This is a genomic window from Streptomyces flavovariabilis (assembly GCF_000725785.1).
Lineage (GTDB): Bacteria > Actinomycetota > Actinomycetes > Streptomycetales > Streptomycetaceae > Streptomyces > Streptomyces hawaiiensis.
Map to the genome: position 1 here is coordinate 866364 of NZ_JNXD01000001.1, position 26864 is coordinate 893227.

23 protein-coding genes are annotated in these 26864 nt (G+C 71.5%); 14 read left to right on the forward strand and 9 right to left on the reverse strand.

The genetic code is table 11. From position 1 onward, the window contains the following. Positions 1 to 57 precede the first annotated feature (57 nt). Positions 58 to 822 (forward strand): hypothetical protein, encoded by a 765-nt coding sequence (locus tag IO24_RS0103855; RefSeq protein WP_031131802.1) that lies wholly within the window; start codon positions 58 to 60, stop codon positions 820 to 822. Here IO24_RS0103855 and IO24_RS45920 read toward each other — a convergent pair. Beyond that, positions 762 to 1460: a hypothetical protein gene (locus tag IO24_RS45920; protein ID WP_031131804.1), complete on the reverse strand. Its 699-nt coding sequence runs from the start codon at positions 1458 to 1460 to the stop codon at positions 762 to 764. The two genes, IO24_RS0103855 and IO24_RS45920, sit on opposite strands and share 61 nt — an antisense overlap. 133 nt (positions 1461 to 1593) lie before the next feature. After that, positions 1594 to 2694, reverse strand: a complete 1101-nt coding sequence (gene cobT / locus IO24_RS0103865) for a nicotinate-nucleotide--dimethylbenzimidazole phosphoribosyltransferase (protein WP_031131806.1) — start codon at positions 2692 to 2694, stop codon at positions 1594 to 1596. A gap of 171 nt (positions 2695 to 2865) precedes the next feature. Between cobT and IO24_RS0103870 the strand changes: the two genes are divergently transcribed. Further along, a complete protein-coding gene (locus tag IO24_RS0103870) occupies positions 2866 to 3912 on the forward strand; it encodes a class I SAM-dependent methyltransferase (protein WP_031131808.1) in 1047 nt (348 codons plus the stop codon). 34 nt (positions 3913 to 3946) lie between these two features. On the opposite strand, the gene IO24_RS0103875 is transcribed toward IO24_RS0103870, so the two are convergent. Further along, the gene (locus tag IO24_RS0103875; RefSeq protein WP_031131810.1) at positions 3947 to 5146 is read right to left on the reverse strand and encodes a bifunctional adenosylcobinamide kinase/adenosylcobinamide-phosphate guanylyltransferase; all 1200 of its coding nucleotides are present in this window, start codon (positions 5144 to 5146) and stop codon (positions 3947 to 3949) included. Positions 5147 to 5394: 248 nt separating this feature from the next. Here IO24_RS0103875 and IO24_RS0103880 point away from each other — a divergent pair, with 248 nt between their 5' ends. Further along, a complete protein-coding gene (locus IO24_RS0103880; protein ID WP_031131812.1) occupies positions 5395 to 5607 on the forward strand; it encodes a hypothetical protein in 213 nt (70 codons plus the stop codon). A gap of 42 nt (positions 5608 to 5649) precedes the next feature. Here the strand turns inward: IO24_RS0103880 and IO24_RS0103885 are convergent, their stop codons facing one another. Next, complete coding sequence (locus tag IO24_RS0103885) at positions 5650 to 6387, reverse strand: class I SAM-dependent methyltransferase (RefSeq protein WP_031131814.1); 738 nt, start codon at positions 6385 to 6387, stop codon at positions 5650 to 5652. A gap of 83 nt (positions 6388 to 6470) precedes the next feature. Then, the gene (locus tag IO24_RS0103890) at positions 6471 to 7070 is read right to left on the reverse strand and encodes a DUF3043 domain-containing protein (protein ID WP_031131816.1); all 600 of its coding nucleotides are present in this window, start codon (positions 7068 to 7070) and stop codon (positions 6471 to 6473) included. Positions 7071 to 7387: 317 nt separating this feature from the next. Here IO24_RS0103890 and IO24_RS0103895 point away from each other — a divergent pair, with 317 nt between their 5' ends. From IO24_RS0103895 to IO24_RS0103920, 6 genes are all read left to right on the forward strand, one after another. Next, entirely contained in the window at positions 7388 to 8173 is a 786-nt protein-coding gene (locus IO24_RS0103895) for a PspA/IM30 family protein (protein WP_267886818.1), read from the forward strand. Positions 8174 to 8196: 23 nt separating this feature from the next. Continuing rightward, a complete protein-coding gene (gene pspAA / locus IO24_RS0103900; RefSeq protein ID WP_031131820.1) occupies positions 8197 to 8475 on the forward strand; it encodes a PspA-associated protein PspAA in 279 nt (92 codons plus the stop codon). A 219-nt stretch (positions 8476 to 8694) separates the two neighbouring features. Further along, positions 8695 to 9915 carry a sensor histidine kinase gene (locus IO24_RS0103905; protein WP_031131822.1) on the forward strand — a complete coding sequence of 407 codons (1221 nt, stop codon included), beginning with the start codon at positions 8695 to 8697 and terminating at the stop codon, positions 9913 to 9915. After that, positions 9912 to 10595 (forward strand): response regulator, encoded by a 684-nt coding sequence (locus IO24_RS0103910; RefSeq protein WP_031131824.1) that lies wholly within the window; start codon positions 9912 to 9914, stop codon positions 10593 to 10595. The genes IO24_RS0103905 and IO24_RS0103910 overlap by 4 nt, the downstream gene beginning before the upstream one ends. Before the next feature lie 160 nt (positions 10596 to 10755). Continuing rightward, positions 10756 to 13875: an efflux RND transporter permease subunit gene (locus tag IO24_RS0103915; RefSeq protein ID WP_031131826.1), complete on the forward strand. Its 3120-nt coding sequence runs from the start codon at positions 10756 to 10758 to the stop codon at positions 13873 to 13875. Between the two features lie 115 nt (positions 13876 to 13990). Next, positions 13991 to 16216 carry a protein kinase domain-containing protein gene (locus IO24_RS0103920; RefSeq protein WP_031131828.1) on the forward strand — a complete coding sequence of 742 codons (2226 nt, stop codon included), beginning with the start codon at positions 13991 to 13993 and terminating at the stop codon, positions 16214 to 16216. Between the two features lie 18 nt (positions 16217 to 16234). On the opposite strand, the gene nadA is transcribed toward IO24_RS0103920, so the two are convergent. Further along, positions 16235 to 17419: a quinolinate synthase NadA gene (gene nadA, locus IO24_RS0103925; RefSeq protein ID WP_031131830.1), complete on the reverse strand. Its 1185-nt coding sequence runs from the start codon at positions 17417 to 17419 to the stop codon at positions 16235 to 16237. Positions 17420 to 17702: 283 nt separating this feature from the next. On the opposite strand from nadA, the gene erpA reads away from it, so the two are divergent. Next, on the forward strand, positions 17703 to 18059 hold the full coding sequence (gene erpA, locus IO24_RS0103930; protein WP_031131832.1) for an iron-sulfur cluster insertion protein ErpA: 357 nt from the start codon (positions 17703 to 17705) through the stop codon (positions 18057 to 18059). Positions 18060 to 18146: 87 nt separating this feature from the next. Here erpA and IO24_RS47315 read toward each other — a convergent pair whose 3' ends face one another. Both IO24_RS47315 and IO24_RS0103940 read right to left on the reverse strand, forming a co-directional pair. Next, entirely contained in the window at positions 18147 to 20486 is a 2340-nt protein-coding gene (locus IO24_RS47315; RefSeq protein ID WP_338055563.1) for a hypothetical protein, read from the reverse strand. A 146-nt stretch (positions 20487 to 20632) separates the two neighbouring features. Further along, positions 20633 to 20842: a hypothetical protein gene (locus IO24_RS0103940; RefSeq protein WP_031131834.1), complete on the reverse strand. Its 210-nt coding sequence runs from the start codon at positions 20840 to 20842 to the stop codon at positions 20633 to 20635. A gap of 132 nt (positions 20843 to 20974) precedes the next feature. On the opposite strand from IO24_RS0103940, the gene IO24_RS0103945 reads away from it, so the two are divergent. Continuing rightward, positions 20975 to 21949, forward strand: a complete 975-nt coding sequence (locus tag IO24_RS0103945) for a carbohydrate kinase family protein (RefSeq protein WP_031131835.1) — start codon at positions 20975 to 20977, stop codon at positions 21947 to 21949. A 62-nt stretch (positions 21950 to 22011) separates the two neighbouring features. On the opposite strand, the gene IO24_RS0103950 is transcribed toward IO24_RS0103945, so the two are convergent. After that, complete coding sequence (locus IO24_RS0103950) at positions 22012 to 23391, reverse strand: cysteine desulfurase/sulfurtransferase TusA family protein (RefSeq protein WP_031131837.1); 1380 nt, start codon at positions 23389 to 23391, stop codon at positions 22012 to 22014. Positions 23392 to 23665: 274 nt separating this feature from the next. Here IO24_RS0103950 and ctaC point away from each other — a divergent pair, with 274 nt between their 5' ends. The 3 genes from ctaC to IO24_RS0103965 are packed head-to-tail and all read left to right on the forward strand — an operon-like array spanning position 23666 to position 26759. Next, the gene (gene ctaC / locus IO24_RS0103955; protein ID WP_031131839.1) at positions 23666 to 24631 is read left to right on the forward strand and encodes an aa3-type cytochrome oxidase subunit II; all 966 of its coding nucleotides are present in this window, start codon (positions 23666 to 23668) and stop codon (positions 24629 to 24631) included. Continuing rightward, positions 24628 to 26364 carry an aa3-type cytochrome oxidase subunit I gene (ctaD, locus tag IO24_RS0103960; protein ID WP_031131841.1) on the forward strand — a complete coding sequence of 579 codons (1737 nt, stop codon included), beginning with the start codon at positions 24628 to 24630 and terminating at the stop codon, positions 26362 to 26364. Before ctaC ends, ctaD begins: the two co-directional genes overlap by 4 nt. Continuing rightward, positions 26361 to 26759: a cytochrome c oxidase subunit 4 gene (locus IO24_RS0103965; RefSeq protein ID WP_031131843.1), complete on the forward strand. Its 399-nt coding sequence runs from the start codon at positions 26361 to 26363 to the stop codon at positions 26757 to 26759. Before ctaD ends, IO24_RS0103965 begins: the two co-directional genes overlap by 4 nt. The last annotated feature ends 105 nt before the right edge of the window (positions 26760 to 26864 follow it).

Genomic DNA, 26864 nt, shown 5'->3' on the forward strand with positions numbered 1-26864 from the left:
CGCAGGCTACCGGCCGGTCAGGAGAGCGGGCCCGGCGGCCGAGGATAAAGTGCCCATATGGGATGGTTCGAGCGGAACATCATGGAACCCGGCAAGCTGCCGTTGCTTCTCGCTCTCGTCTCCTTCGTGCTGACCTTCCTGATCACCCGGGGCATCACCCGGCTCATCCGGGCGGGCAAGGGCCCCTTCCGTAACATCAGCGGCAGCGGCGGTGTCCACGTCCACCACGTGGTCCCCGGCGTCATCCTGACGATCATCGGCGGCTTCGGCGCGGTCGCCGGCGGCCAGTACGGCTTCGGCTCGGCGCTGGCCGCAGTGATCTTCGGCATCGGCGCGGGCCTCGTCCTGGACGAGTTCGCCCTGGTCCTGCACCTCGCCGACGTCTACTGGACCCCGGACGGACGCAAGAGTGTGGAGATGGTCGTCCTCACCGCCTCCCTCGTCGGCCTGCTCCTGATCGGCTTCTCGCCGCTGGGCGTCAACGACCTCAACGAGGACCAGCAGCAGAACCGCGCCGTCGTCCTCGCGAATGTCCTCGTGAACTTCGCGTTCGCCCTCATCGCCCTGTTCAAGGGCAAGGTCCGCATCGCCGTCCTGGGCGTGATCGTCCCCCTCGTCGCCCTGATCGGCGCCGTACGGCTGGCCCGCCCCACCTCCCCGTGGGCCAAGCGGTTCTACCGGAACCGCCCCCGCGCCCGGGCCAAGTCCGGCCTGCGCGCCTACCATCACGACCGCCGCTGGGTGGGCCCACGGCGCACTTTTCAGGACTGGATCGGCGGCGCACCGGACCCCGAGCCGGCCCGTTCCCTCGAACGCCGCTGACGCAGCTCGCCGACCGCGCACAGCGCCAGCACCACCACGATCGCCGCGAGGTGCTCCTTGCCCGCGAGGTTCTCCTTCAGCAGCACTTCGACCACCATCGCCACGATCACCGCCGAGGCCGTGACGTACGCGCGGTAGCGCCACCCGAGGTACACGGCCAGCCCCACCACCGCCGCCGACGGCCCGGTGTCCACCACCCACCGGTCCGAGGCCGGCAGACCCAGCGGGGAGTCCGGGCCGAGCCGGATGCCCAGGCGCGCGTACAGCGTGCCCGCGAGCGTGGCGACATAGGCGATGGCGAGGGCCCGCCACCGGCCCAGGCACAGCTCCGCGATGCCGAACACCAGCAGGATCTGCGCGAGCGCGCCCCACACCGGCAGATCCAGCGCGGGCACGAACAGCGACAGCGGTGTCCGCAGCAGCGCCGGCCACAACGGGTCCGCGGCCCGCACCCCGCCGACGCTCTGCACGAACTGATGGCCCCACGCCTGGTGATGCGCGAAGTGCAGCACGGCCGTGAGGCACACGGCCGCGACCGCCATCGGCACGGCCCGCCACCGCCGCTCGGCCAGCGGCCCGCGCACCGCGGCGTACAGCGCACCCCATTCGGCGCGGGCCCAGCGGGCGAGCGTGGTCATCCGGCGGTCGTCCTCGTCCGTGCGTGGCGATGTCTGAGGGTGTCTGCGACTCAGTCAAACCGACACCACATGCCAAGACCGACCGGAACGGGACGAAGTTGAGCCAGGCGGGAGTGACCTGGATCTCGGGGTGCTATTGCTCGGCGGGCGCCTCGGAGACCTCCGGCCCGGCCGGTTCCTCGGACTCCTTCGGCTTCTCCGGCAGCTCCGCCGCCAGCGCGGCCGCGGCCTGCACGAGCGGCAGCGCCAGCAGACCGCCCGCACCCTCACCGACGGTCACCCCGTGGGTCAGCAGCGGCTCCAGGGCCATCCGGTCCAGCGCCTTGGCCTGCCCGGGCTCCCCGCTGTCGTGCGCGGCCAGCCACCAGTCCGGCGCCCGGAACGCGATCCGCTGCCCGACCAGTGCGCACGCGGCCGTCACGACCCCGTCGAGCACCACCGGCAGCTTGCGCACCGCGCTCTGCAGCAGGAAGCCCGTCATCGCGGCGAGGTCGGCCCCGCCCACCGCCGCCAGCAGCTGCAACTGGTCCCCGAGCACCGGCCGCGCCCGGCGCAGCGCGTCCCGGATCGCCGCGCACTTGCGCATCCACGCCAGGTCGTCGATCGCCAGCCCGCCGCGCCCGGTGACGACCGACGCGTCGACCCCGCACAGCGCCGCGACCAGCACGCCCGCCGCCGTGGTCCCGCCGACGCTCACATCGCCGAGCACCACCAGGTCCGTGCCCGAGTCGGCCTCCTCGTCGGCCACCGCGACCCCGGCCCGGAACGCCGCCTCGGCCTCCTCGAGGGTCAGCGCGTCCTCGACGTCGATCCGCCCGCTGCCGCGCCGCACCCGGTGCCGTACGACGGCCTCGGACAGGGTCTCCGGGTCGCAGTCCAGGGACATGTCGACGATCCGCACCGGCACGTCAAGACGCCGTGCCAGCACCGACACCGGCCGGCCGCCCTCCAGCACCTCGCGCACCAACTCCCCTGCGCCGCCCGCCGGCCGGGCCGAGACACCCAGCTCGGCGACGCCGTGGTCACCGGCGAAGAGCACCACCCGCGGCCGCTCGACCGGCCGGACCGGCACGGCGGACTGCGCCGCCGCCAGCCACTCACCCAGTTCGTCGAGGCGGCCCAGCGATCCTGGCGGCACGATCTGCCGCTCCCGGCGCGCCTCGGCGTCACGGCGGACCCCGCCGTCCGGACGCTCGATCAGATCGGTGAAGTCGTCGAGATTAAGCGAGCTCATTCGCCGAACAGTACCGGCCCCGGTCGAACAGCACGGCGCCACGTCATCACCTCGTCACGGCGACATCGTTGCACCCAAGATCGGCATCCCATACGTTCCGTTTTGCAGCGGATTGTCGTACGTGCTGTGTGCGACGTCCCCGCCGTACGCCGTCGCGCCCGGGAGCCGCCCATGCCCGCACAGCCCTCCTCCTCAGCACTCCCCGCCCTCCAGACGACCGTCCGGGTCCACGAACCGCGCCGGGAGGACTGCCCCTGGTGCGGCTCCACCCGGCTGCGGAACCGGCTGCGCACCGGTGACCTGCGGCAGTACAAGCCGGGCGGCTTCACCGTCGACGCGTGCCGGGACTGCGGCCACACCTTCCAGAACCCCCGTCTCACGGTGGAGGGCCTGGCTCTCTACCACCGGACCGTGCGCGGGGCGCCCAGGGACCCGGCGAGCGACGGCCTCCTCGCCCTGCGCGGCAGCCCCCGCCGCCACCGCTCGGCCGCCCGCGCGATGCTGCGCTGCGGTGAACCGGAGAGCTGGCTCGACGTCGGGACGGGCCACGCCCGCTTCCCCGCCACGGCCCGGCGGTTCTTCCCCTACACCGCCTTCGACGGCCTGGACCCCACCCCGCGCGTGGTCCGCGCCCGCACGGCCGACCGCGTCGAGGAGGCCCACGTCGGCCGCCTGACGGACCCCCGGATCGCCGCCCCCCTGCACGCCCGCTACGACGTGGTCAGCATGCTCCACCACCTGGAGGGCACACCGGACCCCCGGGCGGAACTGCGGGCCGCCCTCTGCGTCCTGCGCCCGGGCGGCCACCTGCTCATCGAGACCCTGAGCCCCCGCAGCGTCTTCGCGGCCCTGCTGGGCCGCTGGTGGCTGCCCTACGACCAGCCGCGCCACCTCCACCTGCTGCCCCCGCAGAACGTCCGCGCGGAACTGGAGTCGGCCGGCTGCACGATCCTGACGCTCGACCACCGCCCCGTCCACGTCCCCCACGACCTCGCGGGCGCCACGTCCCTGGCCCTCTCCCACGCCCTGCCGGCCCCGGACACCCCCTGGCGGGCGATCCCCCCGCCCCCCGTCCAGCGGCACACCCGCACGGCCCTGCTCCGCGCCGGCGTCCCCTTGGTGGCCCTGGCGGCACTGGCCGATCACGTGATCGCCCCGGTGACCCGCCGCACGCGTTTCGCGAACACGTACCGGGTGATCGCCCGCAAAGCTCCGTAAGACCGGAGGCGGAGAAGGTGCCGCGGGGCCCCGGTCAGCCCCGCAGCGCCACGGCCTGCCCCGCCACCACCAGCAGCACGTGCTCGCACTCGTGCGCGAACCCCGCGTTCAGCCGCCCGAGTTCATCCCGGTAGCGCCGCCCCGACGCCGTCGACGGCACGATCCCCGACCCCACCTCGTTCGACACGGCCACCACGGTCCGCCGGGTGACCCGCACCGCCTCCGTCAGCTCCCGCACCCGCTCCCGCAGCACCTTCTCCCCCCGCTCCGCCCACACCGCGTCGTCCCACGCCCCGGCGGAGTCCATCGCGTCGGTCAGCCACAACGACAGACAGTCGATGAGCAGGGGCGGCCCCTCCGCCTCCAGCAACGGCACCAGATCGCAGGTCTCGACCGTCTGCCACGACCCCGGCCGCCGCTCCCGGTGCGCCGCCACCCGCGAGGACCACTCCGTGTCCCCGTTGCGCGACCCGCCCGTCGCCACGTACAGCACGTCCGGGAAGGCCTCCAGCCTCCGCTCGGCCTCCACCGACTTGCCCGACCGCGCCCCGCCCAGCACCAGCGTTCGCCGCGGCACGTCCGGCACGTCCTCGTACGCCCCCACCACCAGCGTCACCCCGTCCGGCACGGCCCGCGCCCCGGCCGCCGCGAGCCGCCGCCCCAGCTCCGGGCCCGGCGGCACGTCGTGGTCCAGGTGGAGGGCGACCACATCGGTCGTCGGCCCGGCGGCCCCCACCGCCCGCAGTTTCGCCAGCGCGTCCGGCCGCCCCACGACGTCCGCGAGGACCATGTCGTACGACTCGGCCGGCTCCTCCAGGCCGGCGGGCGCCCCGCCCGGCGGCAGATACAGCAGCCGCTGCCCCTCCGGCCCGGTCACCGCGTACCCCGTGCCCGGCGCGTCCAGCGCCACCGCCCGCACGCGATGCCCCGTCAGCAGCGTCAACTCCCGCCCGTCCGGGACCCGTCCGGGCTGCGGCAGCCCCGCGGGCACCTCGACCGCCGGCCCGTCGTGCGGATGCGACAGCAGCACCTGCCGTACACCGGTCAGGGAACGGCCCGCCCGCGCCGCCGCGAACACCGCGCCCGGTGTCAGGTCGAGCAGCAGCGCCCCGTCCAGGAGCAGCGCGGTGGCCGCCCGCGCGTCGGGGCCGAGGGCGGCCGCACAGGCCGCGCAGGGACAGTCGGGACGGGGGAGGCCCGCGGGGGCGCCGGTGCCGAGCAGAGTGAGTTCCACGCCCCGATTCTCACCCGCCGCCATGAGTCATGCGTGATGGAGACGCCCCGACAGGGGCGCGGGCCGTATCGATGTGCGGCTCCGCCGCGCGGGCGCGACCAACCCCGACGACCCGCACGCGGCCGATCACCCCACTCCCGCAAGGCCTGTAACGCCCCACCCGGCGGAGCGCATAGGCTCTGGACGGGGAGCCGGACGAAGATCCGGCTTTTCGCTGTGCAGTGTGCTCACACACATGGGAGGCGTACATGTCGGCATGGACGTGGCGGTTCGAGAAGACCGACGGGGCGGAGGTCCAGCCCGCGGTGCCGCCGGAGGAGTTCCCCACTCAGGGGGACGCCGAGTCCTGGATCGGGGAGCACTGGAAGGCCCTGCGGGAGGGCGGTGCCGATCAGGTGCGGCTGTTCGAGGACGCCACCGAGATCTACGGGCCGATGAGTCTGGACGCGGCCGAGGCGTGAGCCCGGGGCGGGGGCCGACGGCCCTCGCCCCCCCTTCGCGTGTCAGCCGCGCACGCCGCACAGGTGCAGCAGCGCGGCCACCCCGCGGTACGGATCCGTCCGCCCGGCCTTCTCCTCCACCGCGAGCAGCGTCTCCACGTCGGCCGGGACCTCCGTGCCGTCCGCCGCCGTGTCGGTGAACACCCGCACCCCGTACCAGGCGTGCAACGGCGCCCCGATCCCCGCGAGCGTCGACGTCAGGTCCTTCAGCCGGTCGGCCCGCACGTCGAGACCCAGCCGGATGGGGGTCCCCCCGTTCGAGTCTTTTCGAGAATGGGGGAGATAGGCGGTGGTGTCGAAGGCCGCCAGCGCCCCGGACCAGTCACCGGACAGGCCCGGCCGGATCGCGAGCGCGTCCCCGTTGCGCACGAGCAGCGACAGCAGTCCGCCGTGCGCCAGCATCCGGGCCAGGCCCGCCAGCAGCGGGTCGGGCTCCTCGACGTACATCAGGACCCCATGGCACAGCACCACGTCGAAACTGCCCGGCAGGAAGTGCACGCCGGTGTCCCGGCCGTCGCCCTCGATGATCCGCATCCGCTCCCGGATGCCCTCCGGTTCCCCGGCGAGGGACTCCCGGGCCACGGCGACCATCTTCGCGTCCTGCTCCAGACCGGTCACCTGATGCCCGGCCCGGGCCAGCCGCAGCGCCTGCGTGCCCTGGCCCATCCCCACGTCGAGCACCCGCAGCCGTTTCCCGACCGGGAACCGCCCGACTATCTGCTCGTCCAGCTGGCGGGTCACCAGCTCCTGCCGGACGACATCGCGCAGCCCGCCCAGCTCGTCCAGCCAGGCATTCGCCGCGCCCCCGGAGAACGGCGTCGTGGTCAGGGCCGCTCTCCGCGCTTGACCTGCGGCTTCGGCAGCCGGAGCCGGCGCATCTGGAGGGAGCGCATCAGGGCGTAGGCGACGGCGCCGCGCTTGTTCTCACCCGCGAAGCGCTCGTTCAGCTGCTTCTTCAGACGGAAGGCCGTGACGAACGAGTCGAGCACGATCAGCACGATCACCACGAGCCACAGCAGCAGCGCGATGTTCTGCAGCGCGCCCACCCGCACCATGCTCAGCACGAGGATGACCACGGCCATCGGCAGGAAGAACTCCGCGATGTTGAACCGGGAGTCGACGAAGTCGCGCGCGAACCGGCGGACCGCTCCCTTGTCACGCGCGGGCAGATACCGCTCGTCGCCGCTCGCCAGCGCCTGGCGCTGCCGCTCCATCGCGGCACGGCGCTCGTCGCGCTGTCGCTTGGAGGCCTCCTTGCGCGTCATCGACGTGTTGGCCACGCTGCGGCGCGAGGACTGGGCCTGGCTGCGCTTGGGCGTGGGGCGGCCCTTGGGGGCCTCGGGGTGACGGGGCTGACTGGAGTCGGTCACCGGCGCCTTGTCGGCGTCCTGGGCCTTCTCATCCTTCGCACGGCTACGGAACACAAAACCCAAGGGTAAGGGCTTCCGGGCATGGACCCCAGCCCCGTGGGGAACGATCCGGCAACACCAGTCGTCAGTAAGGGGACAGAGGGGACGTTGTGTACGCGTCCGGATGTTCCCCGGGGTGTACGGCTCCGGTGACCCCGGGGACCACCTACTCCCTACGCCGGAGCGGGAGCGCACGCAGTCGTCCTTGGGGATGAGCGCATCCGTCCCCGAACAGTGCGGTAATGGATGCAGGGCCCGTACTGTGGGTTCTGTCGCTGGAGCTGGAACCGGAGTCGGTCAGAAGGGGGCGCGCGAAGCCCATGAGCGGTGTCATGAAGCGTATGGGGATGATCTTCCGCGCGAAGGCGAACAAGGCCCTTGACCGGGCCGAGGACCCGCGCGAAACCCTCGATTACTCGTACCAGAAGCAGCTGGAGCTGCTCCAGAAGGTCCGCCGCGGCGTCGCCGACGTGGCGACCTCTCGCAAGCGCCTGGAGCTCCAGCTGAACCAGCTGCAGTCGCAGTCCGGCAAGCTGGAGGACCAGGGTCGCAAGGCTCTCGCGCTGGGCCGTGAGGACCTGGCCCGCGAGGCGCTCTCCCGCCGGGCCGCGCTCCAGCAGCAGGTGACCGACCTGGAGACGCAGCACGCGACGCTCCAGGGCGAGGAGGAGAAGCTCACCCTCGCGGCCCAGCGGCTCCAGGCCAAGGTCGACGCCTTCCGCACGAAGAAGGAGACGATCAAGGCCACGTACACGGCGGCGCAGGCGCAGACCCGGATCGGCGAGGCCTTCTCCGGCATCTCCGAGGAGATGGGCGACGTCGGCCTGGCGATCCAGCGTGCCGAGGACAAGACGGCCCAGCTCCAGGCCCGCGCGGGCGCGATCGACGAGCTGCTGGCCTCCGGCGCCCTCGACGACCAGTCCGGCATGCACAAGGACGACATCCAGGCCGAGCTGGACCGGCTCTCCGGTGGTACGGATGTAGAGCTGGAACTGCAGCGCATGAAGGCCGAACTGGCCGGCGGTCCGAGCAGCGGGCAGCAGGCCCTCGAAGGCGGCACGGACGGGCAGCAGTCCCAGCAGCAGCCGCAGGACACCCCGCGCTTCGACAAGCAGTAGGGGTCCACGCCTAGGAGGGCGACATGATCGTACGGATCATGGGGGAGGGCCAGGTGAGCCTGGCCGACGGCCACCTCGCCGAGCTGAACAAGCTGGACGACGAACTCCTGGCGGAAATGGAGAACGGCGACGGCCCCGGCTTCCGCCGCACCCTCCAGGCCCTCCTGGCCAGGGTCCGCGACCTGGGCGACCCGCTCCCGGACGACTCCCTGGAGCCGTCGGAACTGATCCTGCCGTCTCCGGACGCCACGCTGGAGGAAGTCAGGGATCTCCTCAGCGACGACGGCTTGATTCCGGGCTGACCCAAGCTGCGGGCAGTCGTGCCTCCCCCAGTGCCTCAAGGGCCTGGGAGGTGCCCCCAGGCGGCACGGGTGGGCGCTGGGTACCCCCTGCTCGGAGAGCTTGGGGGAGGCACCCCACACCGCCGGGTTGCGCACCCACCCGGCCCCAGCCCGCACGCCGAGCACCTCACACCCCGCCCCCATACCCCCGCACACCCACCCCGGCTACCGTGAACCCCCGTGAGCACCCTCCAGCGGGCCAAATGCCAGGCAAAGGCACATCCCCTGGCCATGGACGCCGTCCTGGCCGCGGCCGTCCTGGTCTGCATGGTCGCCGGCTCGTTCGTCGAACCCCGTCACCGTGACAGCGTCAGCTGGGCCCTGCGCACCCCCGACGTCCTCAGCCTCGTCCTCATGGCCCTGGGCGCCGCCGCCCTGGTCTTCCGCCGCCGCGCCCCGATGACGGTCCTCGCCCTGACCGGCACGGTCTCCGTGCTCGAGTCGGTCACCGGCGACCCGCGCGCCCCCGTCGCCATGTCCGCCGTCGTCGCCCTGTACACCGTCGCCTCCACCACCGACCGCCCCACCACGTGGCGTGTCGGACTGCTCACCATGACCGTGCTGACCGGCGCCGCCATGTCGGCGGGCGCCCTGCCCTGGTACGCCCAGGAGAACCTCGCGATCTTCGCCTGGACCGGCATCGGCGCCACCGCCGGCGACGCCGTCCGCAGCCGCCGCGCCTTCGTCCAGGCGATCCGGGAGCGCGCCGAACGGGCCGAGCGCACCCGCGAGGAGGAGGCCCGCCGCCGGGTCGCAGAGGAACGCCTGCGCATCGCCCGGGACCTGCACGACGTCGTCGCCCACCACATCGCCCTGGTCAACGTGCAGGCCGGGGTCGCCGCCCACGTCATGGACAAGCGCCCCGACCAGGCCAAGGAGGCCCTCGCCCACGTCCGCGAGGCCAGCCGCTCCGCGCTCAACGAACTGCGCGCCACGGTCGGGCTGCTCCGGCAGTCCGGCGACCCGGAGGCCCCCACCGAACCCGCCCCGGGCCTGGACCGTCTCGACGAACTCACCGGCACCTTCCGCAGCGCCGGACTGCACGTCGAGGTCGCCCGCGCCGACCAGGGCACCACCTTGCCCGCGGCCGTCGACCTGGCCGCCTACCGGATCATCCAGGAGGCCCTCACCAACGTGCAGAAGCACGCCGGGCCCCACGCCAAGGCGGAGGTCAGCGTCGTACACGTCGGACCGAACATCGAGATCACCGTGCTCGACGACGGCAGCGGCGAGCACGAGAGCCAGGACAGCGGCGGCGGCCACGGACTGCTGGGCATGCGCGAGCGCGTCGCCGCCCTGCGCGGCACCCTCACCACCGGTCCCCGCTACGGCGACGGCTTCCGCGTCCATGCGATCCTGCCGCTCAAGAACCGCACACCGACCGGGGAGGACCCCGCATGACCATCCGTGTCCTGCTCGCCGACGACCAGGCCCTGCTGCGCAGCGCCTTTCGCGTGCTCGTCGACTCCGAGCCCGACATGGAGGTGGTCGGCGAGGCCTCCGACGGCGCGGAAGCGGTCCGGCTGACGAAGGAGCAGCACGCCGACGTCGTGCTCATGGACATCCGCATGCCCGGCACCGACGGTCTCGCCGCGACCCGCATGATCAGCGCCGACCCCGGCCTCGCCGACGTCCGGGTGGTCATCCTGACGACGTTCGAGGTCGACGACTACGTCGTGCAGTCGCTGCGCGCCGGGGCCTCCGGCTTCCTCGGCAAGGGCTCCGAGCCGGAGGAACTGCTGAGCGCCATCCGCATCGCCGCCGGCGGCCAGGCCCTGCTCTCCCCGGCGGCCACCACGGGCCTGATCGCCCGGTTCCTCGCCACGGAGGACCCGGCCGACGGCGACCGCGACCCGGCCCGCGGTGAACGGCTCGACTCGCTCACCGTCCGGGAGCGCGAAGTGCTGGTCCTGGTCGCCGGCGGCCACTCCAACGACGAGATCGCCGAACGCCTCGAAGTCAGCCCGCTGACCGTGAAGACGCACGTCAACCGTGCCATGGCCAAGCTGGGCGCCCGGGACCGCGCCCAGCTCGTGGTCACCGCGTACGAGTCCGGACTGGTCCGTCCAAGGGTGGAGTGAGTGCTGCCCGGGTGTACTGCGGCCGGAGTATGCGCCGCATAAGGAAATGGACCTGGGGCCTACGAAACACCCTCCGGCCATGGCTCAGGGTGTAGGGGCGGGCGCTCATCTGCGCGCCCGCTGCCGCTTCTGCCGCTAAACAGAAGAGAGACCCTCACCCATGTCCTGGCTGTCGAGATTCAGCCTCGCGCAACGGGCCCTGATAGGGCTGATGTCGATCATCGCCCTCGTCTTCGGGGCGATCGCGATACCCCAGCTCAAGCAGCAGCTGCTGCCCACCATCCAACTGCCCATGGTGTCCGTGCTGGCGCCGTACCAGGGCGCGTCACCGGACGTGGTCGAGAAGCAGGTCGTCGAACCCATCGAGGACACCCTCGAAGCGGTCGACGGCATCAGCGGCGTCACCTCCACCGCCAGCGAGGGCAACGCCGTGATCATGGCGTCCTTCGACTACGGCAACGACACCAAGCAACTGGTCGCCGACGTCCAGCAGGCCGTCAACCGGGCCCGCGCCCAGCTCCCGGACGACGTCGACCCGCAGGTCGTCGCCGGCTCCACGGACGACATCCCGACCGTCGTCCTCGCCGTCACCTCCGACCGCGACCAGCAGTCCCTGGCCGACCAGCTCGACAAGACCGTCGTGCCGGACCTGAAGAGCATCGACGGCGTCGGCCAGGTCACCGTCGACGGCGTGCGCGACCTCCAGGTCACCGTCACGCCCGACGACGCCAAGCTCGCCAAGGCGGGTCTGACCTCGCAGTCCCTCTCCGCGGCGCTCCAGGCGGGCGGTGCGACCGTCCCGGCCGGCTCCTTCGACGAGGGCGGTGCCAACCGCACCGTCCAGGTCGGCGGCGGATTCACCTCGACCGAGCAGATCCGGGACCTGATGGTCACGGGTGAGCCGGGCAAGGGCAAGCCGGTGCGCCTCGGCGACGTGGCCACGGTGAAGCAGCAGGAGGCCACGGCCGACTCCATCACCCGTACCGAAGGCAAGCCCAGCCTCTCCGTCGCCGTGACGATGGACCGCGACGGCAGCGCGGTCGCCATCTCCGACGCCGTCCAGGACAAGCTCCCCGACCTGCGGGAGGACCTCGGCTCCGGCGCGACCCTCACGGTCGTCAGCGACCAGGGCCCGGCCGTTTCGAAGTCCATCAAGGGTCTGACCACCGAGGGCGCCCTCGGTCTGCTCTTCGCGGTCCTGGTGATCCTGGTCTTCCTGGCCTCGATCCGCTCGACCCTCGTGACCGCGGTGTCCATCCCGCTGTCCGTGGTCCTCGCCCTGATCGTGCTGTGGACGCGCGACCTGTCGCTGAACGTCCTCACGCTGGGCGCCCTGACCATCGCCATCGGCCGGGTCGTCGACGACTCGATCGTGGTCCTGGAGAACATCAAGCGCCACCTCGGCTACGGCGAGGAGCGCCACTCGGCGATCCTCAACGCCGTCCGCGAGGTCGCGGGCGCGGTGACGTCCTCGACGCTCACCACGGTCGCGGTGTTCCTGCCGATCGGCCTGGTCGGCGGCATGGTGGGTGAGCTGTTCGGCTCGTTCAGCCTGACCGTCACGGCCGCGCTGCTGGCGTCCCTCCTCGTTTCCCTGACGGTCGTGCCGGTCCTGTCGTACTGGTTCCTGCGGCCCCCGAAGGGCACTCCCGAGGACGCGGACGAGGCCCGCCGGATCGCCGAGGAGAAGGAGGCGAAGAGCCGCCTCCAGCGCATCTACGTCCCGGTCCTGCGCTTCGCGACCCGCCGCCGCCTCACCAGCGTGGCCATCGCGATCGTCGTCCTGGTGGGCACGTTCGGCATGGCGCCGCTGCTGAAGACGAACTTCTTCGACCAGGGTGAGGTCGAGGTTCTCACCGTCAAGCAGGAGCTGAAGCCCGGCAGCAGCCTCGCGGCGACCGACGCGCAGGCGAAGAAGGTCGAGCGACTGCTCGCCGGCACCGAGGGCGTGAAGGACTACCAGGTCACCATCGGCTCGTCCGGCTTCATGGCCGCCTTCGGCGGGGGTACGGACACCAACCAGGCCTCGTACCAGGTGATGCTGGACGACTCGGCGTCGGCCGAGGACGTCCAGGACGACATCGAGAAGGGGCTGGCCGGGCTCAAGGGCATCGGCACGACCACCCTCACCGCCGGTGACGGCTTCGGTGCCCAGGACCTCAGCGTGGTCGTGAAGTCCGCCGACGCCGACGTCCTGCGCACGGCGTCCGAGCAGGTCCGCAAGGCGGTCGCCTCCCTCGACGACGTCACGGACGTCACCAGCGACCTGTCGCAGAGCGTCCCGCGCATCTCGGTCAAGGCCAACGGCAAGGCGGCTGCGGCCGGTTTCGACGACCAGACCCTCGGCGCCGCCGTCTCCCAGGCCGTCCGCGGCACCACCGCGGCCAAGGCGGTCCTGGACGACACGGAACGCGACGTCGTCATCCGTTCGGCGAAGCCCGCCAAGACCCTGAAGGAGCTTCAGGACCTGCGGCTGGGCGGCGCGGTGAAGCTCGGCGACATCGCGACCGTCAAGCTGGTCGACGGCCCGGTCTCCATGACCCGCATCGACGGCCAGCGCGCCGCCACCATCAGCGCGAAGCCGACCGGCGAGAACACCGGCGCGGTCAGCGCCCAGCTCCAGTCCGAGATCAACGCGCTGAAGCTCCCGGACGGAGCGACGGCGTCGATCGGCGGTGTCTCCGAGGACCAGGACGAGGCGTTCGCCAACCTGGGCCTGGCGATGCTCGCAGCGATCGCGATCGTGTTCATGCTGCTGGTGGGTACCTTCCGGTCGCTGATCCAGCCGCTGATCCTGCTCGTCTCCATCCCGTTCGCGGCCACCGGCGCGATCGGCCTCCTGATCGCCACCGGCACCCCGATGGGCGTCCCGGCCATGATCGGCATGCTGATGCTGATCGGCATCGTGGTGACGAACGCGATCGTGCTGATCGACCTGATCAACCAGTACCGCAAGCAGGGCTACGGCGTCGTCGAGGCCGTGATCGAGGGCGGCCGGCACCGGCTGCGCCCGATCCTCATGACCGCCCTGGCGACGATCTTCGCCCTGCTCCCGATGGCCCTCGGCATCACCGGCGAGGGCGGCTTCATCGCCCAGCCGCTGGCCGTGGTCGTGATCGGCGGTCTGGTCACGTCGACCCTGCTCACCCTCCTGCTCGTCCCGACGCTCTACGCGATGGTCGAGCTCCGCAAGGAGCGCCGGGCGAAGAAGCGCGCGGCGAAGAAGGGCCTCCCGGCCCAGGAGAAGACCGCGCAGGAGCCGGAGCACGCGGGCGTATGACGGCCTGATCCGGCGGCGGCCGGGCACCGGACCTCCACGGCCGGGCCCGGCCGCCTGCATGTGCGTTCCGTATCCTGTGGCCTCGAACTGCTCCACGGGGGAAGGGGATTCGGGCGTGCCGCTGCACAGCGACGACCCGAAGTCGGTCGGCGGCTACAGGCTGCTCGACCGGCTCGGGGCCGGGGGCATGGGCGTCGTCTACCGGGCCAGGGCGCGTTCGGGCAGGGACGTCGCCATCAAGGTCGTCCACGCCCAGTACGCAGCGGACGCCGTCTTCCGCGCCCGGTTCCGGCAGGAGATCGCGGCCGTCCGCAAGGTCAGCGGTGCCTTCACCGCGCCGGTCCTGGACGCGGACCCCGAGGCGGCGCGGCCCTGGATGGCGACCCAGTACGTGCCCGGGCCCTCGCTCGCCCGGCGGATCCGCGACCGGGGCGCCCTCCCCGACGCCGAACTGGGCCGGCTGGCCCTGGGCCTGGTCGAGGCACTGCGCGACATCCACCGGGCCGGGGTGGTGCACCGGGACCTGAAGCCGGCCAACGTCCTGCTGGCCGAGGACGGGCCCCGCGTCATCGACTTCGGCATCTCCCGTGCGGCGGAGAACCACCAGACGCTGACCGAGACCGGCCAGATGATCGGCACACCGCCCTTCATGTCCCCGGAGCAGCTCGTCGACGCCCGTACGGTCGGCCCGGCGTCGGACGTCTTCTCCCTCGGCTCCCTGCTGGTGTACGCGGTCACCGGCCGGGGCCCCTTCGACACGGACAGCCCGTATCTGACGGCCTACCGAGTGGTCCATGACGCACCGGTGCTGGACGGGGTCGCGCCGACGCTGCGCGGACTCCTGGAGCGCTGCCTGGCCAAGGACCCCGCGGACCGGCCCGGACTCGACGAGCTGGCCCGGGAGTTCACGACGGTCCTGCCCGAGTCGGCCGAGGGCGATCCCGCCACCCTGGCCCTGCGCGCGGACCGGCTCCCGCCCGTCGAGGTCACCCGCTCCGTGACCGTGGTGGACCCGCCCGGCCCCACCCGCCCCCGCCGCGTCCGCCCGCTGCTCGCCGCGACGGGCACGGTCGGCGCGGTCGCCCTCGGCCTGACGGCCTATCTGACGCTCGGCCCCGGCTGGGCGCAGAGCGCGGACCGGTCCGGTTCCTCGACCTCCGCGAGTTCCCGATGGGTGGCACCGCCCTCCGGCTGGAAGCCCTGGCAGACGACGGTGTACGAGACGGCCGGGCGCGGTGTGCGCACGACGCCGAAAGCGCAGGCCGACGGGTTGCGGGGCGGGCCGGTGTGTCAGGTCGACCAAGGCGCCGTCTACTGCGCGGGCGACGGGATCCTGCCCGTACGCCTGGACGGGAGGACGGGCGAGACCGTCTGGCGTGCCGGCTCGCCGGCATCCGTGACCGGCGACGACTCCTCCAGGTTCGAGGTCATCGGCATCCGGGACGACGCGGTCCTGGTCCAGCAGGAGCCCCCGGGCGAAGGGGCGACCCGGGTCTTCGCCTTCGACACCGCGACCGGCGACCGGCTCTGGGACCGCGCGGTGAACAACGCGTGGGCCGATGTGTTCGTCTCCGGCGACCTCGTCGTGATCCCGGAGGGCGACGGCACCTCGGTGACGGCTCGCTCGCCCCGCACCGGCGCCTCGCGCTGGACGGAACGGCTGCCCGCGAAGCACTTCTGCGTGATCACGGAGGCCGCCGGGAAGCTGTACCTGCACTGCAGCCCTGAGGAGGCACCCCAGAACAGCCTGGTCATGGAACTGCACCGGGCCGCCGGCCCGGCACGCCGGCTGCCCGTACCCGGCAAGGCCATCTACTTCGGCACCTTCGACGGCCGGCTCCTGTTCCTGGACCTGACCCAGGACAAGGACGGAAACACACTCCTCGGGCAGGAGGCGCCGTATGCGGGAATCCGGTTGGTGGACCCCGCCACGGGTGCGGACAGCACGACGAAGCTGGCCGAGGAGTACGCGGGACAGGTGACGCTGGCGAACGGCACCCTGTGGTTCGCCACCTCCAGCGGACAGGTCACCGCCGTGTCGGCCCGCACGGGCCGACCGCTGTGGCAGACCCCGACCAGCCTGGAACAACCGAGCGAGGCGACGTACGACCCGCGGACCCGGGCCGTGTACCTCGCCAGTGCCAGCGGCCGCGTCGGGGCGCTCGACGCGAAGAAGGGCACGCTGCTGTGGGACACGCTGCCGCGAGCCCAGAGCAACGACACCGAATGGGGCGCCGGCAGGGTGCGGCTCCTCGACGGCGCCCTGGTCGCGACCACCCCCGGCGGCACCGTCTTCAGCCTCGATCCCGCGCACCCCGAGCGGAAACCGCACTCGGGGTGACGACGGGCGGGGCGGGGGTTACGGCAGTGCCAGCATCCGCTCCAGGGCCAGCTTCGCGAACGCCTCGGTCTCCTTGTCCACCTCGATACGGTTGACGAGGTTGCCCTCGGCCAGGGACTCCAGGGTCCAGACCAGGTGGGGGAGGTCGATGCGGTTCATGGTCGAGCAGAAGCAGACCGTCTTGTCGAGGAAGACGATCTCCTTGCCCTCGGGCGCGAAACGGTTCGCCAGGCGGCGGACCAGGTTCAGCTCCGTCCCGATGGCCCACTTGGAGCCGGCCGGGGCGGCCTCCAGGGCCTTGATGATGTACTCGGTCGAGCCGACGTAGTCCGCAGCGGCCACGACCTCGTGCCTGCACTCGGGGTGGACCAGGACGTTCACGCCCGGGATGCGCTCGCGGACGTCGTTCACCGAGTCCATGCTGAAGCGGCCGTGCACCGAGCAGTGGCCGCGCCACAGGATCATCTTCGCGGCGCGCAGCTCGTCGGCGGTCAGGCCGCCGTTCGGCTTGTGCGGGTTGTAGAGGACGCAGTCCTCCAGGGACATGCCCATGTCGCGCACGGCGGTGTTGCGGCCCAGGTGCTGGTCAGGCAGGAAGAGGACCTTCTCGCCCTGCTCGAAGGCCCAGTCCAGGGCCCGCTTCGCGTTCGAGGAGGTGCAGATCGTGCCGCCGTGCTTGCCGGTGAACGCCTTGATGTCGGCGGAGGAGTTCATGTACGAGACGGGCACGACCTGCTCGGCTATCCCGGCCTCGGTCAGCACGTCCCAGCACTCGGCGACCTGCTCGGCCGTCGCCATGTCGGCCATCGAGCAGCCGGCGGCGAGGTCGGGCAGCACGACCTTCTGGTCGTCGGAGGTCAGGATGTCCGCCGACTCCGCCATGAAGTGCACGCCGCAGAAGACGATGTACTCGGCCTCCGGGCGGGCGGCCGCGTCCCGGGCCAGCTTGAACGAGTCACCGGTCACGTCGGCGAACTGGATGACCTCGTCGCGCTGGTAGTGGTGGCCGAGCACGAAGACCTTGTCCCCGAGCTTCTCCTTCGCCTTGCGGGCGCGCTCCACCAGGTCCGGGTCGGACGGCGAGGGCAGGTCGCCGGGACACTCCACGCCGCGCTCGCTCCTGGGGTCGGCCTCACGGCCGAGGAGCAGCAGGGCGAGGGGCGACGGCTGTACGTCGAGGTCCTGGGTCTGGGCGGTGGTCACGGCACGCACCCTTTCTGTTTCTGCGACTTTTCGTCGATTTGACGCTATCTATCATAACCGCTTCACGTCACTTTGACGATGGCCATAGCGTCTGTGTGACGTGAATCCCGGTGAGCCGCCGTTCATTCCCGGGAAGACCCGGAAAGAGCCGTTTTCCGGTTGCGGGTCCGTGTGCGAGCATGAAAAGGAGCCGAGATCGAGCGACCGGCCCCGGAATGAATCCGAGGCCCCGCCGGTTGGAACCGTCGGCAAGCAGTCTCCGTACAACCCGGGAGAGATGTAGATGTCCGTATCGGACGAGACCAGCACCGTCACCGACGGCATCATCCTGACCGACGCCGCCGCGTCCAAGGTCAAGGCGCTGCTCGACCAGGAAGGCCGCGAAGACCTCGCGCTGCGTGTCGCCGTCCAGCCCGGCGGCTGCTCCGGCCTGCGCTACCAGCTCTTCTTCGACGAGCGCGCCCTCGACGGCGACGTGCAGAAGGACTTCGACGGTGTGAAGGTCGTCACCGACCGCATGAGCGCCCCGTACCTGGGCGGTGCCACGATCGACTTCGTGGACACCATCGAGAAGCAGGGCTTCACGATCGACAACCCGAACGCGACGGGCTCCTGCGCCTGCGGCGACTCCTTCAGCTGAGCCTGCCGAGCCGCCACCCGGCGGCCGCGGACACGACGAAGGCGGCGGCCCCCTCCGACGGGGCCGCCGCCTTCGCGCTGTGCGCTCCTACCGCTCCCGCGCCGGGGGAGCCGGCAGCCGTGCGCCCTCCTTGGCCAGCGGGACCGCCTTGCCGTCCGCGTTCACGACGGCCCGGTCACCGAGCGGCTCGTCCAACTGCACCGTCTGCTGGAACTGCTTGGCGATCATGACGCAGATCTTGTCCGGCCACGGGGTCGACGTCACCGTGACCGTCACCTCGTCGCCCTTCTCGCCCGCCTTCACGTCGTAGTCGGCGCACACCCCGCCCGTGAAGGTCACCGTCAGCTCCGAGCCCTCGGCCCGGTAGCCGTCCACCTTCACCTCGCGCGGACCGGGAGCCTGCGTCGGCTGGTCACCCGGCTCGCTCGGCTCGGGAGAGGCCAGGTACTTCGGCTCCACCGCCGGGTACGTCACCGTGAACGGGTCCTTCGCGCCCGGCGCCGTCACCTCGAACAGCCAGGACGGCACCAAGGCCTGCCGCCCGTCCACGACGTGCGCCGCCAGCCCGAACACCGCGTTCTCGACCGTGACCGTGTCCTGCCCGGGAGCCCCGCTCGCCGGCTGCTCACAGGGCTGCTCCAGCCGGTCCTTCAGCGGCACGGGACTGGCGCAGCCGCCGATGCCCATCCGGTGCTCGTCCTTCGGCTGCCCGTTCATCAGCTCCAGCGCCTTCCCGGCGCCGACCACGGGGTACGTGTCGCCCTTCACCGGCGTTTTCAGCTGACCGCTGCCGCCGACGACGTCGCCGTCCGAGCCGACCGTGATCCCGGTCGTCCAGCCGTGCGTGGGCAGCCCGCCGACCTCGGGAGTGGCGTTCACCACCCGCTGGGCCCCCATGACCTGGCTCGCGTCGCGCTTCGCGTCGTCCTGACCCACCGCCTTCAGCACGGGCGCGGCGGCCTTCTCGGCCACCTCCTCGCTCACCGGCGTGCCACCGGACTGCGGGGCGGTGCAGGTGTCGGTGCCCTTGCAGTTGTCGGTGCCGGGGGCGTAGCGGCTGAACGTCCAGGAGCCCGGCGCCTGCTTGTTCACCTGGAGGCTCGGCCCCGACCCGTCCTGGCCCCCGATCTTCCAGGCCTCGCCCTGCGCCACCGGCGTCCCCTCGATTCCGAGGGCCTTCGCCAGCCGGGCCACGTCCTCCTCGGCGACTTCGCCTGCCGCCCGGTACACCGGCGCCTTGCCGGGGCCGACCGGCAGGGGGCCGCCGACCCGGTAGGTGGCGCCGTAGGGGTTGGGCTCGCCGGGCGCGATGCCGTTGCCGCCGGCCGTGGAGTCCGAGTACCCGTCGAGGGCGAGCGGCGGGGGAGTGCCGTCCCCGCCGGGCGCACCGGACGTCGTACCACCGCCCGACCCGCTCGACGCGTTGGAGGCGAGCCAGGCCCCGCCGCCGCCGATCAGCAGCACGGCTGCGGCGACGGAGGCGATGATCGCGGGCGTACGGGGGCGGCCACTGCCGTGGCCAACCAGCACCTCGTGGTCGCGGGGGAGATCACCGCCCGGCGCGGAGGTGGAGCCGGACCGGGCCGTGCCGTCGCCGGAGCCGTCCGCCGCGAGACCGCGGTCCCGTGCAGGAACCGGTGCCGGCCCGGGGCGGGCTTCGCCGGCAGCTGCACCGGCTTCTGCGGCGTCGCGGTCCGGAGCCGATTCGGAGTGGGCTTTCCCGGCGGCTGCGTCGGCCCCTGCGGTGTCACGGTCCGAGGCCGGTTCGGAGTGGGCTTCCCGGACGTCTGTGTCGGTCGCCGCGGTGTCGCGGCCCGGTGCCGGACCCGATCCGGAGGCGGCGTCTTCGGCACCTGTGCTTGATGCGGCCTCGCGACCCGGAGCCGGTTCGGCCTCGGCGGCCGGAGCCTCGGCCGCCGTGGCCCGCTCGCCGTCGCCCTGCGGGCCTTCGGGCGCGGCCGTCTGCCCGGCTCGGGGCGCGCCGGCCCTTGCGCCGGGCGGGGCAGCGTCGTCCTGGCCGCCCTCGGCGGCATCCGCCTCGGCAGCACGCGTGTCAGCACCTGATGCCGCGGAAGCCCCCGCGGCCTCGGCGGAAGCCCCTGCGGCCTCGGCGGAAGCCCCTGCGTCCTGGGCGGAAGCGCCCGCGTCCTGGGCGGAAGCGCCCGCGTCCTGGGCGGAAGCGCCCGCGTCCTGGGCGGAAGCGCCCGCGTCCTGGGCGGAAGTGCCCGCGGAATCAGTGGGAGTCTCCGCCACCTGGGCGGACGCCTTCGCGGCCCCGGTCGGCTCAGCGGTGCGCGGCGACGCCTCGGCCTTCGTCGACGCCCCGGTGTCCGCCGCGCCCGGGTCCCCGGCCTCCGGGGCGTCGGCGGTTCCGGCGGCGCCCGCTTCCCTGGCGTCGTCGTCGTTGTCGGGTCGCTCGGTGTTCACCGCATCGCTCCTTCGGCTGCACAGCTGTCCCATGGGACCCGGCCCGTCACATACGGGCCCGCTGGTGGGTCGTATCCCGCCTCCCCTTTACGGGGGACAGCGATGGGACGCAGCGGGGGAGCACACGGTTCCCGCGAATGCGCCGGTCAGTCCCCGTAGTCCTCCATGGCGTCGAGCAGCCGCGCCGATGCCGGGGGTACGGACACGCCGTGGATCAGGGCCGGGGAGACCGGCCGCGAGGCGACCCGGTCGGGGGCCGCCCAGTGCGGAGCCATCCGCGCCCCGTCACCGGGCAGCGAGGCCAGCTCGCCTTCCAGATCGACCGGAGCGGGCGCGTGGACCTTGAGGTTCGTCATAACGGCACCGTAGGCACGGTCGAGCTCACGGAGAAAGATCTACTGTGGGGTAGTTTCGCTGCCTTCAGAGCCGCCCCGCCCACCCGATAGCGTGAACCGTCAAGGTCCGCCTCCCTCAGGAGAGTCCACGCCGTGCGCATCGCAGTCTCCGGCTCCATCGCCACCGACCACCTCATGACCTTCCCCGGCCGCTTCGCCGACCAGCTCGTAGCGGACCAGCTGCACACGGTCTCGCTGTCGTTCCTGGTCGACAAGCTCGACGTCCGCCGCGGCGGTGTCGCCGCGAACATCGCCTTCGGCATGGGGCAGCTCGGCACCCGGCCGATCCTGGTCGGCGCCGCCGGCGCGGACTTCGACGAGTACCGGGCCTGGCTGGAGCGGCACGGCGTCGACACCGACTCCGTCCGCATCTCCGACACGCTGCACACCGCCCGCTTCGTGTGCACGACCGACGCCGACCACAACCAGATCGGCTCCTTCTACACCGGTGCCATGAGCGAGGCCCGCCTCATCGAGCTGAAGACCGTCGCCGACCGCGTCGGCGGCCTCGACCTGGTCTCCATCGGCGCGGACGACCCGGAGGCCATGCTCCGCCACACCGAGGAGTGCCGCTCCCGGTCCATCCCGTTCGCCGCCGACTTCTCCCAGCAGATCGCCCGGATGGACGGCGAGGAGATCCGCATCCTGCTGGACGGGGCGACGTACCTCTTCTCCAACGAGTACGAGAAGGGCCTCATCGAGACCAAGACCGGCTGGAGCGACGAGGAGATCCTGTCCCGCGTGGGCCACCGGGTGACCACCCTCGGCGCGCGCGGCGTACGCATCGAGCGGGCCGGCGACGACCCGATCGAGGTCGGCACGCCCGACGAGGAGCGCAAGGCCGACCCCACGGGCGTCGGCGACGCCTTCCGCGCCGGGTTCCTCTCGGGTCTGGCGTGGGGCGTCTCCCTGGAGCGTGCCGCGCAGGTCGGATGCATGCTGGCGACTCTCGTCATCGAGACCGTGGGGACGCAGGAGTACCAGCTGCGGCGCGGGCACTTCATGGAGCGGTTCACGAAGGCGTACGGGGACGAGGCCGCGGCCCAGGTGCAGGCGCACCTGGGCTGAGACTCCTTCGGCTGCGGGTCGCGGGGGGCTGGTCGCGCAGTTCCCCGCGCCCCTCGGGTTTCTCAGCTCACCCGGCGGACCAGGTACGCGGTTCCTTTGTCCGCCGGCTCTTCGCCCACGTACTCCTGATGCCTCATCTCGCACCACGCCGGGATGTCCAGGCGGGCGGCCTCGTCGTCCGACAGGACCCGGACCAGGCCGCCCACGGGTACGTCACCGATGACCTTCGCGAGCTCGATGACGGGGATCGGGCAGCGCTTGCCGAGGGAGTCCACGACCAGGACGTCCTGCTCGCGGACCACGTCCGAGGCGACCGGCGCGCCCAGCTTCTCCCGCACCGCCGCCACAGTCCGGGGCAGTACTTCGAGGAACCTCTCCACATCCTCCTTTGCCGCCCCCGGAGGCAGCGAGACCCGCACATTTCCCTCACTCAGCACGCCCATCGCCCGCAGCACGTGGCTGGGCGTCAGCGTGCTGCTCGTGCAGGACGATCCGGACGAGACCGAGAAGCCCTCCCGGTCCAGCTCGTGCAGCAGCGCCTCCCCGTCGACGTAGAGACAGGAGAAGGTGACGACGCCGGGCAGCCGGCGCACCGGATGGCCCACCACTTCGACGTCGGAGACCAGGCCCGGTACCCGGGCCCGGATCCGGCCCGTCAGCTCCCGCAGGCGCGCGGCCTCCTCGGCTGCCCCGGCCCGCACGGCCCTGAGCGACGCGGCCGCCGCGACGATCGCCGGGATGTTCTCGAAACCGGGCGCCCGCCCCGACTCCCGCTCGTCCACCGGCCCTTGCGCCGCGAACCGCACACCCTTGCGGACCACGAGCAGTCCGACCCCGGACGGCCCGCCCCACTTGTGCGCACTGGCCGTCAGCAGCGACCAGCCCCCGTCCACCGGCCCCCACCCCAGCGACTGCGCCGCGTCCACCAGCAACGGCACCCCGGCCTCCCGGCACACCTCGGCCACCGCCCCGACCGGCTGCTCGGTCCCCACCTCGTGGTTGGCGGACTGGAGACACGCCAGCGCGGTGTCCTCGCGCAGGGCATCGCCGTAGGCCGCCGGGTCCACCAGCCCGGTGCGGTCCACCGCGACCTGGGTGACGGTCCCTCCGGCCCCCTCGAGGAGCTCCGCCGAATGCAGTACAGAAGAGTGTTCGACCGCTGACACGATCAGGTGACGCCCGGCCCGCCTCCGTCCGGCCAGCGCCCCGGCAACGCCCGTGTGCACGGCACGGGTTCCGGACGAGGTGAAGGTCAGCTCGTCCGGCCGGCACCCCACCGCCTCGGCGGCGGCCTCCCGCGCCGCGTCCAGCAGCACCCGGGCCCGCCGCCCCTCCCTGTACAGACGTGCGGGATCCGCCCACCCCTCGTCGAGCGAGGCCAGCAGCGCCTGCCGGGCAACGGGGTGGAGGGGAGCGGTGGAAGCAGCATCGAAGTAGGGCACACCTCAACGCTAAGCGCCCCGACGGGCGCGGGGAACCGGGTGATCAACCACCACGAACCAGCGGTCGCCGATGCGCGGAACTCACGCGCTGGTGGGCGCCCGGCGTAACCCGCGGCGCGTTGGGCACCCCTCCCCGAGAACCCCCGGAGGGCGTCGGCTAGGGTTTGGTCCGCATAAACATCCAAACCCCTGCCCGACGCAGGGCCGCGACCGACCAGCGAGAAGGCCAGGCCGCAGCCGATCCGCGCGGGCGAGACTCTCGGGAAGGCGCTACGTGAGTCCCAACGGCTCCGACCGCTCGCCGCGGCGCCCGATGCGGCGGAAGCTGCTGCAGGCACTGACCGCGGGCCTGGTCTTGGCGACAGCCACCGGTTGCTCGTACAACTGGGAAGACTTCCCCCGCCTTGGTATGCCCACCCCGACCACGGAAGAGGCTCCGCGGATCCTCTCCCTGTGGCAGGGGTCCTGGGCGGCTGCGCTCGCCGTCGGCGTGCTGGTGTGGGGTCTGATCCTGTGGAGTGCTTTCTTCCACCGGCGCAGCCGCACCAAGGTCGAGGTTCCTCCGCAGACCCGGTACAACATGCCCATCGAGGCGCTGTACACCGTGGTCCCGCTCATCATCGTCTCGGTGCTGTTCTACTTCACCGCCCGCGACGAGTCCGAGCTGCTCAGCCTCAAGAAGAAGCCCGACGTCACGGTCAACGTGGTCGGCTTCCAGTGGAGCTGGTGCTTCAACTACATCGAGCCGGTCGCCGGTTCCACGGGTGACGCCAAGAAGTCCCCCGAGCTGGACGCGATCCCCGACCGGTTCAAGGACGACTTCCCGGCCAACGCCGGCGGCGTCTACGACTGCGGTACCCCCGGCACCCGGAACCCGCAGACCAACAACCCGGGCCCGACGCTCTGGCTCCCCAAGGGCAAGACGGTCCGCTTCGTGCTGACCTCGCGTGACGTCATCCACTCCTTCTGGGTGGTGCCGTTCCTGATGAAGCAGGACGTCATCCCGGGCCACACCAACGCCTTCGAGGTGACCCCCAACAAGGAGGGCACCTTCCTGGGCAAGTGCGCCGAGCTCTGCGGCGTCGACCACTCTCGGATGCTGTTCAACGTGAAGGTGGTCTCCCCCGAGCGCTACGAGCAGCACCTCAAGGACCTCGTGGACAAGCAGCAGAACGGTTACGTTCCTGCCGGTATCGAGCAGGCGGGCCCCGAGAAGAACCGAAGGTCGAACATCCTGTGAGCATCCTCAACGAACCTCAGGGTGCCGCGGCGGCAGGGTCCCACTACGAGGACGAGCTGCCGGTCAGGCGCCAGAACCGCGGCAGTGTCGTGATCAAGTGGCTGACGACGACGGACCACAAGACGATCGGCACGCTGTACCTGGTGACGTCGTTCGCGTTCTTCGTCATCGGTGGTGTGATGGCGCTGCTCATGCGCGCCGAGCTCGCCCGGCCTGGTCTGCAGATCATGTCGAACGAGCAGTTCAACCAGGCGTTCACGATGCACGGCACGATCATGCTGCTGATGTTCGCGACGCCGCTGTTCGCCGGCTTCGCGAACTGGATCATGCCGCTGCAGATCGGCGCGCCGGACGTGGCCTTCCCCCGGCTGAACATGTTCGCCTACTGGCTGTACCTGTTCGGCTCGCTCATCGCGGTGGGCGGTTTCCTCACGCCGCAGGGCGCGGCCGACTTCGGCTGGTTCGCCTACAGCCCGCTCTCGGACGCGGTCCGCTCGCCGGGCATCGGCGCCGACATGTGGATCATGGGCCTGGCCTTCTCCGGCTTCGGCACCATCCTCGGCTCGGTCAACTTCATCACCACGATCATCTGCATGCGCGCCCCGGGCATGACGATGTTCCGCATGCCGATCTTCGTGTGGAACGTGCTGCTGACCGGTGTTCTGGTCCTGCTCGCCTTCCCGGTGCTGGCCGCGGCCCTGTTCGCGCTGGAGGCCGACCGTAAGTTCGGCGCGCACATCTTCGACTCCGCCAACGGCGGGGCGTTGCTGTGGCAACACCTCTTCTGGTTCTTCGGCCATCCAGAGGTGTACATCATCGCGCTGCCGTTCTTCGGCATCATCTCCGAGGTCATCCCGGTCTTCTCCCGCAAGCCGATGTTCGGCTACTTCGGTCTGATCAGCGCGACCATCGCGATCGCGGGCCTGTCCGTGACGGTGTGGGCCCACCACATGTACGTCACCGGCGGTGTGCTGCTGCCGTTCTTCTCCTTCATGACGTTCCTCATCGCGGTCCCGACCGGCGTGAAGTTCTTCAACTGGATCGGCACCATGTGGAAGGGCTCGCTGTCCTTCGAGACACCGATGCTCTGGGCGACCGGCTTCCTGATCACCTTCACCTTCGGTGGTCTGACCGGTGTCATCCTGGCCTCGCCGCCGATGGACTTCCACGTCTCCGACTCGTACTTCGTGGTGGCCCACTTCCACTACGTCGTCTTCGGCACCGTGGTGTTCGCGATGTTCTCCGGCTTCCACTTCTGGTGGCCGAAGTGGACCGGCAAGATGCTGGACGAGCGCCTCGGCAAGATCACCTTCTGGACGCTGTTCATCGGCTTCCACGGCACGTTCCTGGTGCAGCACTGGCTGGGCGCCGAGGGCATGCCGCGCCGGTACGCCGACTACCTGGCGGCCGACGGCTTCACCGCGCTGAACACGATCTCGACGATCAGCTCGTTCCTGCTCGGCATGTCGATCCTGCCGTTCTTCTACAACGTGTGGAAGACGGCCAAGTACGGCAAGCCGGTCGGCGTCGACGACCCGTGGGGCTACGGCCGCTCCCTGGAGTGGGCGACCTCCTGCCCGCCGCCGCGGCACAACTTCATCACCATGCCGCGGATCCGCAGTGAATCCCCGGCGTTCGACCTGCACCACCCGGAGATCGCGGCTCTCGACCAGCTCGAGAACGCCGGTCACGGCGAGAAGGCCATCGCTGGTGGCAAGGAGGCCGGCAAGTGAAGATCCAGGGTCAGATGTTCATGTGGCTGAGCGTCTTCGTCCTCGCCATGGCCGTGGTCTATGGCGTGTGGTCGAAGGAGCCGGCCGGTACCACGGCCCTCTTCCTGGCCTTCGGCCTGTGCATCATGATCGGCTTCTACCTCGGCTTCACGGCCAAGCGGGTCGACGTGGGTGCGCAGGACAACAAGGAGGCGGATGTCGCGGACGACGCCGGCGAGGTCGGGTTCTTCAGCCCGCACAGCTGGCAGCCGCTCTCCCTGGCCGTCGGCGGCGCCCTCGCCTTCCTGTCGATCGCGATCGGCTGGTGGCTGATGTACTTCTCGCTGCCGATCATCCTGATCGGCGTCTGGGGCTGGGTCTTCGAGTACTACCGCGGTGAGAACCGCACCCAGTAACACGAGCCGAGCGCCACAGGGGCCCGGACACTCCGAGAGGAGCGTCCGGGCCCCTGCGTTTGCCGTAATGCGTATCACTCGTTCGAGTCGCTCGGCGTGCCGCTG

Bases quoted from the DNA above. Each gene is read 5' to 3' on its own strand.
- cobT (WP_031131806.1), bottom strand. From the start codon at position 2,694: ATGAGCTCGCTTAATCTCGACGACTTCACCGATCTGATCGAGCGTCCG.
- IO24_RS0103940 (WP_031131834.1), bottom strand. From the start codon at position 20,842: ATGACGAACCTCAAGGTCCACGCGCCCGCTCCGGTCGATCTGGAAGGC.
- IO24_RS45920 (WP_031131804.1), bottom strand. From the start codon at position 1,460: ATGACCACGCTCGCCCGCTGGGCCCGCGCCGAATGGGGTGCGCTGTAC.
- IO24_RS0103895 (WP_267886818.1), top strand. From the start codon at position 7,388: ATGAAGCGTATGGGGATGATCTTCCGCGCGAAGGCGAACAAGGCCCTT.
- IO24_RS0103880 (WP_031131812.1), top strand. From the start codon at position 5,395: ATGTCGGCATGGACGTGGCGGTTCGAGAAGACCGACGGGGCGGAGGTC.
- erpA (WP_031131832.1), top strand. From the start codon at position 17,703: ATGTCCGTATCGGACGAGACCAGCACCGTCACCGACGGCATCATCCTG.
- IO24_RS0103910 (WP_031131824.1), top strand. From the start codon at position 9,912: ATGACCATCCGTGTCCTGCTCGCCGACGACCAGGCCCTGCTGCGCAGC.
- IO24_RS0103855 (WP_031131802.1), top strand. From the start codon at position 58: ATGGGATGGTTCGAGCGGAACATCATGGAACCCGGCAAGCTGCCGTTG.
- IO24_RS0103915 (WP_031131826.1), top strand. From the start codon at position 10,756: ATGTCCTGGCTGTCGAGATTCAGCCTCGCGCAACGGGCCCTGATAGGG.
- pspAA (WP_031131820.1), top strand. From the start codon at position 8,197: ATGATCGTACGGATCATGGGGGAGGGCCAGGTGAGCCTGGCCGACGGC.
- IO24_RS0103870 (WP_031131808.1), top strand. From the start codon at position 2,866: ATGCCCGCACAGCCCTCCTCCTCAGCACTCCCCGCCCTCCAGACGACC.